Below are 8,656 nucleotides of genomic sequence, written 5' to 3' on the forward strand. Positions count from 1 at the left end.
GAAAACAGTTGCAGCACATGACCGAAGGCCTGCCGGCCCCGGTGACGTTGAGGAGATTAAAATGAATATCCCGCCCGATGAGAACCAGCTGCACGCCTGGCTGGATGGTGAACTGGATAGTGCCAGCCATCAGGCCGTCAGCGACTGGTTGGTGCAGCATCCTGACATCGCCGCCCAGGTTGAGGGCTGGCGTCAGGACAAGCTGCGCTTGCAACAAAGCCTGCAGCGCAATATGGCGCGAACCACCTTTACGCCACTGCAGCCGGCACAGCTGCGCCAGCGGCGTGCGCGGCAGCGTTATCAGCGGCTGGCGCTGGCCTGCTCGCTGGTGCTGGCGTTGGGGATCGGCAGCCTGTCCGGCTGGCAGATGACTGAACGCTTACAGAATCATCCGTTACCGATGGAGGATGCGGTACAGGCTTACCGGTTATTCGGCGATGGCGCGCAGCAGGCGACGATGGACATTAGCACCCACCAGACGACACAGCTGGCCAGCTGGCTGGGCCGCTATTTTATCAACGGTACGCTGCCGCCCAATCTGGAGCGCTTTGGCTATCAGCTCATCGGCGCGCGCCTGATGGCGAATGAGCATGGCGCCTCGGCGCTGGTGCTGTATCAGACCGCCAGCGGCACGCGCGTTGGCTGGTACATCCGCCCGCAGACCGTGCGGCTGGAAAAGGGATCGCGCCAGGCGGACAACCTGGTGGCGCAATACTGGAGCGATCGCCACTATAACTATGCGCTGGTGAGCCCGATGAGCGGCGAAGCCGCACCGGCGCTGCGTGCTGCGATAGGCAGCGAAGTGGGCTAATTCATTTGCCTGCCAGCTTGGCCTGCAGGAACGTCATAAATACCCGATTGATCTCGCTGCGCTGGCGATGCTGCGGATACAGCGCATTCAGGTGCAGCGAGGCCGGATGCCAGTCATCCAGTACCGTCACCAGCTCACCTCGCGCCAGCGCCGGAGCCACGATAAACTCCGGCAGCAGGATCATCCCCAGCCCGGCGACGGCCGCATCACGCAACATTTCTCCGTTATTGCTGACCATCGGTCCCTGGACCGCCAGCACTTTACGCGTGTCGCCCTGAAACAGCTCCCAGCCGGTCTGGCTTTCACGCCCATAGCGCAGACAGAGATGGTGCAGCAGATCCTCCGGCTCACGCGGTGCGCCGGCGCCCTGCAGGTAGGCCGGGCTGGCGCAGATCACGCGGCGGAATTCCCCCAGCCGTTTGGCGATCAGGCTGGAGTCCGGCAGCGTGCCGATGCGAATCGCCATATCAAAACCTTCACCCACCATATCCACATGCCGATCGGCCAGTTCCACCTGGAACTGGATACCGGGATGCTGGCTCAGGAATTCGGCGATATAAGGGGAAAGATGGCTGATGCCGAACGACATCGGCACGCTGAGACGAAAACTGCCGCGCAGCACCTGACGACGACCGGACACCGCCAGTTCGGCTTCCTGCACATCATCCAGAATGCGCTGCGCATGCTGGGCAAACAGCTGGCCGTTGTCGGTAACGGACAGTTTGCGCGTGTTGCGATTCAGCAAACGCGCCCCGAGCGACTCTTCCAGCGCGGCGATGCGTCGGCTGACGTATTGCTTCGAGAGCATCAGCTGTTCAGCCGCAGCGGTAAAGTTGCCCGCTTTGATTACGGCGACGTAAATCCGGAGATCTTCAATCTGCATATTGTCCACTTATCTGTGACAGTCATTGTCATACAGGCGCATTGTTGGGCAAATCAGTTTACGTATACTGGTCAGCAACGGGAAGGGCCTTCGCCCTCCAGCTAAAAATTTAAGGAGCAGACCATGATTGAACAACGACTGTCCGAACAACGTGGCTTAGGCGATCACGGCTGGCTGCATTCACGCCATACCTTTTCGTTTGCCAGCTACTGGGACCCACAACAGACCGGTTTCTCCGATCTGCTGGTGATTAACGATGATCAGGTAGCACCGGGTCGCGGTTTCGGTGCGCATCCGCACAACAACATGGAGATTATCTCTTACGTGCTGGAAGGCGCGCTGGAGCATAAAGATTCCATGGGTACCGGTTCGGTTATCGTGCCCGGTGACGTGCAGCTGATGAGCGCTGGCAGCGGCGTGACGCACAGCGAGTTTAACCACTCGAAACAGGATAATGTGCACTTCCTGCAGATCTGGATTGTGCCGGCAGAACGCGGTACCGAGCCAGGTTACCAGCAGGTGTCAGTGGCAGAGGCCGACAAACGCGGTCAGCTGCGCCTGATTGTTTCGCCACAAGGCGACAACGGCTCGCTGCGCGTACGTCAGGATATGCGTATTTACGCGGGACTGTTTGACGGTGCCGAGCAGCAGACGCTGGAACTGGCTAACGATCGCTATGCTTACATTCATGTGGCGCGCGGCAGCATTGAAGTGAACGGCGTGAGCTTTAAAGCCGGCGACGGCGCGCGCGTGCGCAATGAGACGGCGCTGCAGTTCGCTAACGGTAACAATGCTGAAGTGCTGGTGTTTGATTTACGACCAGTCGAAGTTAATCATCCGCAGCGTTAATTCATTGCGCGGTAAGTCAGCGAGGCATGGCGTGAACCTTCACGCCATGCCTTTTTATTTGGCTTAAGGTACGAATAATAACCAGCACCTGACAGGTCCGGCATAAAATAGGAATTTTTACCTTCCACAAAAATGCAAAGCCCCTTAAATTTGCCTCCAGGATAAGCACGCTACGCCAGGTATTTGGCGGCTAAACAACAAACAAAGTTAACACTATTACATTCCATTAGAATTAATGGTAATGAGGATTTTGATGGTTTTAAAACGCAGCTTTAATATCGCAGTGGTATTGGTTTTAGCCTTTTCTGTAACGGCTTGTGGCATGTCTCATCGTGGCCGTAACACCGCCATTGGCGCCGGTGTGGGTGCGGTCGGCGGCGCCGTTCTGACCGGCGGCAGCACCTTCGGTACCCTCGGCGGCGCGGCTATCGGCGGCCTGATTGGTCACGAAGTCAGCCGTTAATTTCACCGTTACTCAGGATTTCGCCAGCCGGAATGCTGGCGAAATCATTTCACTTCATAACCCGCCGTCAATAGCCCCGCGTTGAAATATTCATCGGCCAGAAATTTCTTTATTTAATCCGGCCATCAATTATTACCGCTACCGCTTAAAAAATATTAATCGATCTGTAGCTGATGAATCATCAGAGCGGCGCGTGCGGCTTCTTTGCCTTTTTTAATAAAATGTTCGGTATAAAACGCTTCAATCGCATCGACCGGCTGAAAATTGTGCGGAGTGAGTGATACCGAAAACACCGGAACATTGGTGGCCAGCTGCACATTCATCAGGCCATCGACAACGGCCTGCGCGACAAAGTCATGGCGATAGATGCCACCGTCGACCACCAGCGCGGCGCAGACAATCGCATCAAATTTGCCGGTTTCGGCCAGGCGTTTGGCCAGCAGCGGCATTTCAAACGCGCCGGGTACGTCATAGCTTTTTAAAGTATTTTCGACGCCTTGTTCTGCCAGTTCCTGCTCAAATCCTACCAGCGCGTTGTTCACGATCGCCTGATGCCATCCTGCTTTAATAAAAGCCACACGAAACTTATTCATAATGCTTCCATGATTAGCTGAAAAATTTATAAGTGAATAATAAAAAAGTCTTTTTTATCATCTGCCCGCTATCCGTCTGGTATACCATATGTTGCAATTTTGATCCACAACGCGGGCAGCGCAGTTAACGTGCTGCTTGACGCCAGCCAGCGCCTGCAATACAAATAGACGCGTCGGGGGAGTCTCGCCTGAGAGACTGAGAGGCTAATAGCGCACTGCGCGGCTTAGCGACCCTTTGAACCTGACCCAGTTGATACTGGCGTAGGAAGACTGACGGCTTCAAGTGCAAAGCCGTCTGGCGCAAAGGCGAGCCCGATCGCTGGCGTCGATTCCCTTCACCTGTATCTGCGGGTCTCAGTTATCACTGAGAGGCCGATGTGAATTTCCCAGATTATTTACCGGAACGTTGTTCATGAGCCGCTGGAGCGTGCTCGGTAGCGGCGTGTCCGGGCTTTGTGTTGCCACGCTATTGGCTGAGCGCGGCGAAACCGTCGAGGTCATTGATGATGAAGCGCGTCAGCCTGCCTCGTGGTTTGCCGGTGGCATGCTGGCGCCGTGGTGTGAAGCAGAAAGCGCGCCAGCGGAGGTGATTACCCTCGGCCAGCATGCTGCGGCCTGGTGGCAAACGCGCGTCAGCAGCGTGGTGCATCAGGGTACGTTAGTGCTGGCACCGCCGCGTGATAACCCGGAGTTAAACCGCTTCGCGCGCATGACGACGGCGCATCAATGGGTTGATCCGGCGTCGCTTGAACCGGCGCTGGAAAACCGGTTTGCGCGCGGACTGTTTTTCCCGCGCGAGGCACATCTCGATCCGCGCCGCGCGCTGTCTGAGCTGCGTGACAAACTGCTGCAGCGTGGCGTCCGCTTTGATGCGCGCCAGCCCTCGGGCCGGATCATTGACTGTCGCGGTATCCATGCCAGAGCGCAACTCTCCGGCCTGCGCGCGGTGCGCGGGGAAATGCTGATCCTGCAGAGTCATGAGGTGTCATTTTCCCGGCCGATTCGTCTGCTCCATCCGCGTTTTCCCTGTTATCTGGTGCCGCGTCGCGACGGCCACTTCATGCTCGGCGCCACCATGATCGAAAGCGACGATGCCAGCGCTATCAGCGCGCGCGCCATGATGGAACTGCTCAGCGCGGCCTACACCCTGCACCCGGCGCTGGCGGAAGCGCGCGTCATCGAAAGCGGAAGCGGTCTGCGTCCGGCATGGCCGGCTAATCTGCCGGAAATCCACTATCACAACGGTATTTTTTATCTTAACGGCATGTATCGTCATGGTTTTCTGCTGGCACCAATGATGGCAGAACAGCTGATGCAGCGCCTGTCCGGGGAGGTTAGCCATGAATATTCAGCTTAACGGCCGCATCATCAGCACTGAGGCCACCAGCCTCAGCGAATTGCTGATCGAACAGCAAATCGACGCGGCCTGTGTTGCCACCGCCTGCAATGGCGATTTTGTGCCGAAAGGTCAGTATGCCAGCCTGCAGTTACAGGAAGGCTGGCAGCTGGAAGTCCTGTCACCGATGCAGGGAGGCTGAGCGATGTTTTACGATTTTACGCCGCAGTCACGCTTGCTGCTCGGCACCGCAGGCTACCCTTCACCGGCGATTTTGCAGCAGGCGATCGCCGCATCCGGCAGTGAAATTATCACTGTCAGCCTGCGCCGCGAAGGCACGGCGGGCGCGGCTTTTCGCGAGCTGCTGACGGGCCTGAATGTGCGCGTGCTGCCCAATACTGCTGGCTGCCACACGGTCAAAGAGGCCGTCACCACCGCGCACATGGCGCGCGAGTTGTTTAACACGCCATGGATCAAGCTGGAAGTGATTGGTCATGCCGATACGCTGCAGCCCGATCCGTTCGCGCTGGTCGAAGCGGCACGCATTTTGTGCGCCGACGGCTTCCAGGTGTTTCCCTACACCACGGAAGATCTGATTGTCGGTGAAAAACTGCTGGCCGCCGGCTGTGAACTGCTGATGCCGTGGGGCGCGCCCATCGGCTCCGGCCAGGGACTGCGAAATATTGACGGGCTGCGGGCGATGCGAGTCTGGTTCAGCGATATTCCACTGATCATTGATGCTGGCATCGGCGCGCCGTCACAGGCAGCGCAGGCGATGGAGATGGGGTTCGATGCCATCCTGCTCAATACCGCTGTGGCGAAAGCGGGCGATCCGGTGGCGATGGCGCGCGCGTTCAGCCAGGCGATCGCTGCCGGGCAGGGGGCGCGCGAAGCCGGGCTGATGGAGAAGCGTGATATGGCCGTGGCCTCAACGCCGATCTTCGGCCTCGCTAACCTGAACTAAGGAGCGCGCAATGGAACGCTACGAACGCCAGATGATGCTGCCGGAGATTGGCGTCGTCGGGCAGCAGAAACTGGCTCGCGCCCGCGTGCTGGTAGCCGGTGCCGGTGGGCTGGCCGCCACGCTGCTGCCTCAGCTGACGGGCGCGGGCGTCGGTCAGCTGTGTCTGTACGATGACGATCAGGTCGCGCTGCATAACCTGCATCGCCAGACGCTGTTCACCCTGCAGGATGTGGGTCGCAGCAAAGCTGTGGCGGCGCAGCAGGCTTTGCAGCAGCGCAATCCTGAGGTGCAAATCGAAGCGGTGCCCGAGGCGCTGAGCGCCAGCAATATCGCGCAGGCGCTGGCGGAGTGCGATCTGGTGATTGATGCCGCCGATAACTTCGCGGTGACTTACCAACTGTCTGATGCCTGTTTCCAGGCGGGCATACCGCTGATCAGCGCCTCGGTGCTGGGTCGTCAGGGCTATGCTGGCGGTTTTTGCGGCGGCGCACCGAGTTATCGTGCGCTGTTTCCGCAGCTGCCTGCTTCCGCAGCTAACTGCAACACCGCCGGCGTGATGGGGCCAGCCGTGGCGGCGCTGGGGGCGATGCAGGCGCAGATGGCGCTCAGCATACTGCTCGGCCTGCAACCCTCACCGCTCGGTTGCATGGTCAACTGTGACTTCGTCAGCTGGCACTTTCGTTCGTTCCGCTTTGATGCGGCACAGGAACCGGCCCAGCCCGGCGTGCCGTTTATTGATGCTCACCTGTTACAGCCCGGAGACTGCATTGTGGAGCTGCGCAGCTGCGAAGAGGCGCCCGCCAGCGTGGCCGATCGGGTTGAGCGCGTATTGCCGCACGAACTGGACGCCTGGCAGCCACCGGCGGATCGCCGCATCGTACTGGTGTGTGCCAGCGGCATTCGGGCGGCGCAGGCGGCCAGCGCGCTGGCGCAGCGCGGCTTCAATCAGCTGGCGATTCTGGCGGCGCGGCGGCCATGACGCAGGACATCCGCTTTGACCAGGTGAGCTTTGCCTGGGGCGAAAAACAGCTGTGCGATCGGCTCAATCTGCAACTGCGTGGCGGCAAGACCACGGTGCTGCTGGGCTGCAGCGGCATTGGTAAAAGTACGCTGCTGCGTCTGGTGGCCGGCTTAGTGCAGCCGCAGCAGGGCAGCCTGAGCGGTATTGCGCAGCACGTGGCATGGATGGGGCAGCAGGATCTGCTCTATCCGTGGCTAACGGTGCTGGAGAATGTGATGCTGACGGCGCGTCTGAGCGGTGCGAAGCCGGACCGCGTGCGGGCGCACCATTTGCTGGCGCAGGTGGGACTGGAAGACGAGGCGCAAGCCGCGCCCTCACAGCTCTCAGGTGGTATGCGGCAGCGGGTCGCGCTGGCGCGCACGCTGTATGCGCAGCGCGAGCTGGTGCTGATGGATGAGCCGTTCGCCACGCTGGATGTGATGACTAAACACCAGCTGCAAACGCTGACCGCGACGCTGCTGCGCGGCAAAACGGTGCTGCTGGTGACCCACGATCCGCTGGAAGCCTGCCGCATGGCCGATGACATTCTGCTGTTGCACGGCCAGCCGCTGCAGGTGACGCACTGGGCTGTGCCGGCAGGTACGGTGCCGCGCGCGCTCAATGATGCCGGACTGCTGCAGGCGCAGGCCGAACTCTTTTCCCGATTGAATTCCTATGAAAAAGCTGAGTAGTGGTATCTACCTGATCGCGGTGGTGCTGGGCGTGTGGCTGCTGGCGCGCCACAACGACGTACCGGCATTTCTGCTGCCGGCACCGCAGGCGGTGCTGGAGGCTCTGTGGCAAAAGCGGCAGCTGCTCGCGCATCACGCAATGTTCACGCTGGCGGAAATTGTGCTGGCGCTGCTGCTGGGAGTCGGCGGTGGCGTGGTGCTGGCGGTGCTGATGGCTTCCAGCCCGCTACTGCGTCGGGTGCTGTTTCCGCTGGTGACAGCCAGCCAGACCATCCCGGTATTTGCGCTGGCCCCGCTGCTGGTGCTGTGGCTGGGTTTTGGCATCGCGTCAAAAGTCGTGGTGGCGGCGCTGATTTTGTTTTTCCCGCTGTGCCTGTCGCTGTTCGACGGTTTATGCCGTACGCCTGCCAGCTGGCTGGAGCTGGCGCAAACGCTGTATCCCTCGCGCTGGCGAATTTTCTGGCGTGTGCGCTGGCCGGCTGCGCTGCCGCAGTTTTTCGCCGGCCTGCAGATGGCGGTGGTGCTGGCACCCATTGGGGTGGTGATCGGCGAGTGGGTCGGTGCCAGCGAAGGGTTAGGCTACCTGATGATGCAATCCAACGCGCGGCTGGAAACGGCCACCAGTTTTGCCGCACTGCTGCTGTTAATGAGCCTGGCGCTGCTGCTCTCAGCGGCCGTGGCGCTGGTGCGTAAAAAATTTCTCTGGCAATCATACTAAGGAACTTGAGTGAATAGACTTCTTCGTGCCATCGCTTCGTTACTGCTGCTGGCCACCGTCAACGTGCAGGCAGCTGAAAAGGTGCGGCTGCTGCTCGACTGGTTCATTAACCCCAACCACGCAGCGATTTTTGCCGCTCAGTACAGCGGGGCGTTTAAACAGCAGGGGCTGGATGTCGACATGATCGCACCGGCGGATTCCGCGTCGGTACCGCTGTTGCTGGCGGCAGGCAAGGCGGATCTGGCGATTAGCTATCAGCCGCAGCTCTATACGCTGGTGGACAAGCAGGTGCCGGTGATCAGGGTTGGCACGCTGATTAACCAGCCGCTGAACACCCTGACAGCCGT

General features: G+C 59.6%; 11 protein-coding genes, 1 pseudogene and 1 riboswitch. Of the genes and pseudogenes, 10 read left to right on the forward strand and 2 right to left on the reverse strand.

The genetic code is table 11. The features are described 5' to 3' along the window. The first annotated feature begins 61 nt into the window (after positions 1-61). Complete coding sequence (locus FT726_RS24970; RefSeq protein ID WP_021508915.1) at positions 62-811, forward strand: anti-sigma factor; 750 nt, start codon at positions 62-64, stop codon at positions 809-811. Between the two features lies 1 nt (position 812). On the opposite strand, the gene FT726_RS24975 is transcribed toward FT726_RS24970, so the two are convergent. Next, positions 813-1,694 carry a LysR family transcriptional regulator gene (locus tag FT726_RS24975; protein ID WP_127835000.1) on the reverse strand — a complete coding sequence of 294 codons (882 nt, stop codon included), beginning with the start codon at positions 1,692-1,694 and terminating at the stop codon, positions 813-815. 123 nt (positions 1,695-1,817) lie between these two features. On the opposite strand from FT726_RS24975, the gene FT726_RS24980 reads away from it, so the two are divergent. Both FT726_RS24980 and FT726_RS24985 read left to right on the forward strand, forming a co-directional pair. Continuing rightward, positions 1,818-2,543, forward strand: coding sequence for a pirin family protein (locus FT726_RS24980; RefSeq protein WP_021508917.1), 726 nt, complete (start codon positions 1,818-1,820; stop codon positions 2,541-2,543). A gap of 253 nt (positions 2,544-2,796) precedes the next feature. After that, a complete protein-coding gene (locus FT726_RS24985) occupies positions 2,797-3,006 on the forward strand; it encodes a glycine zipper 2TM domain-containing protein (protein WP_031279978.1) in 210 nt (69 codons plus the stop codon). Positions 3,007-3,161: 155 nt separating this feature from the next. Here the strand turns inward: FT726_RS24985 and FT726_RS24990 are convergent, their stop codons facing one another. Then, entirely contained in the window at positions 3,162-3,599 is a 438-nt protein-coding gene (locus tag FT726_RS24990; RefSeq protein ID WP_088517394.1) for a 6,7-dimethyl-8-ribityllumazine synthase, read from the reverse strand. 165 nt (positions 3,600-3,764) lie between these two features. Continuing rightward, a riboswitch (TPP riboswitch) is annotated at positions 3,765-3,884 on the forward strand. Positions 3,885-4,011: 127 nt separating this feature from the next. On the opposite strand from FT726_RS24990, the gene FT726_RS24995 reads away from it, so the two are divergent. From FT726_RS24995 to FT726_RS25025, 7 genes and pseudogenes are all read left to right on the forward strand, one after another. After that, positions 4,012-4,956 (forward strand): FAD-dependent oxidoreductase, encoded by a 945-nt coding sequence (locus tag FT726_RS24995; protein WP_346303642.1) that lies wholly within the window; start codon positions 4,012-4,014, stop codon positions 4,954-4,956. Next, the gene (gene thiS, locus FT726_RS25000) at positions 4,940-5,137 is read left to right on the forward strand and encodes a sulfur carrier protein ThiS (RefSeq protein ID WP_021508920.1); all 198 of its coding nucleotides are present in this window, start codon (positions 4,940-4,942) and stop codon (positions 5,135-5,137) included. Before FT726_RS24995 ends, thiS begins: the two co-directional genes overlap by 17 nt. A gap of 3 nt (positions 5,138-5,140) precedes the next feature. Beyond that, the gene (locus tag FT726_RS25005; protein ID WP_288423519.1) at positions 5,141-5,899 is read left to right on the forward strand and encodes a thiazole synthase; all 759 of its coding nucleotides are present in this window, start codon (positions 5,141-5,143) and stop codon (positions 5,897-5,899) included. Positions 5,900-5,909: 10 nt separating this feature from the next. After that, the gene (locus FT726_RS25010; RefSeq protein ID WP_288423516.1) at positions 5,910-6,878 is read left to right on the forward strand and encodes a HesA/MoeB/ThiF family protein; all 969 of its coding nucleotides are present in this window, start codon (positions 5,910-5,912) and stop codon (positions 6,876-6,878) included. 77 nt (positions 6,879-6,955) lie between these two features. Then, a pseudogene (locus FT726_RS25015) lies at positions 6,956-7,591 on the forward strand (ABC transporter ATP-binding protein); the annotation flags it as partial. Next, positions 7,575-8,309: an ABC transporter permease gene (locus FT726_RS25020; RefSeq protein ID WP_288423514.1), complete on the forward strand. Its 735-nt coding sequence runs from the start codon at positions 7,575-7,577 to the stop codon at positions 8,307-8,309. The pseudogene FT726_RS25015 and the gene FT726_RS25020, both read left to right, overlap by 17 nt. A 9-nt stretch (positions 8,310-8,318) precedes the next feature. Continuing rightward, positions 8,319-8,656 (forward strand): ABC transporter substrate-binding protein (locus tag FT726_RS25025; RefSeq protein ID WP_346303643.1); only part of this gene is annotated, 338 nt, incomplete at its 3' end.

Source organism: Pantoea sp. Morm, assembly GCF_016643525.1.
Classification (GTDB): domain Bacteria; phylum Pseudomonadota; class Gammaproteobacteria; order Enterobacterales; family Enterobacteriaceae; genus Pantoea; species Pantoea dispersa.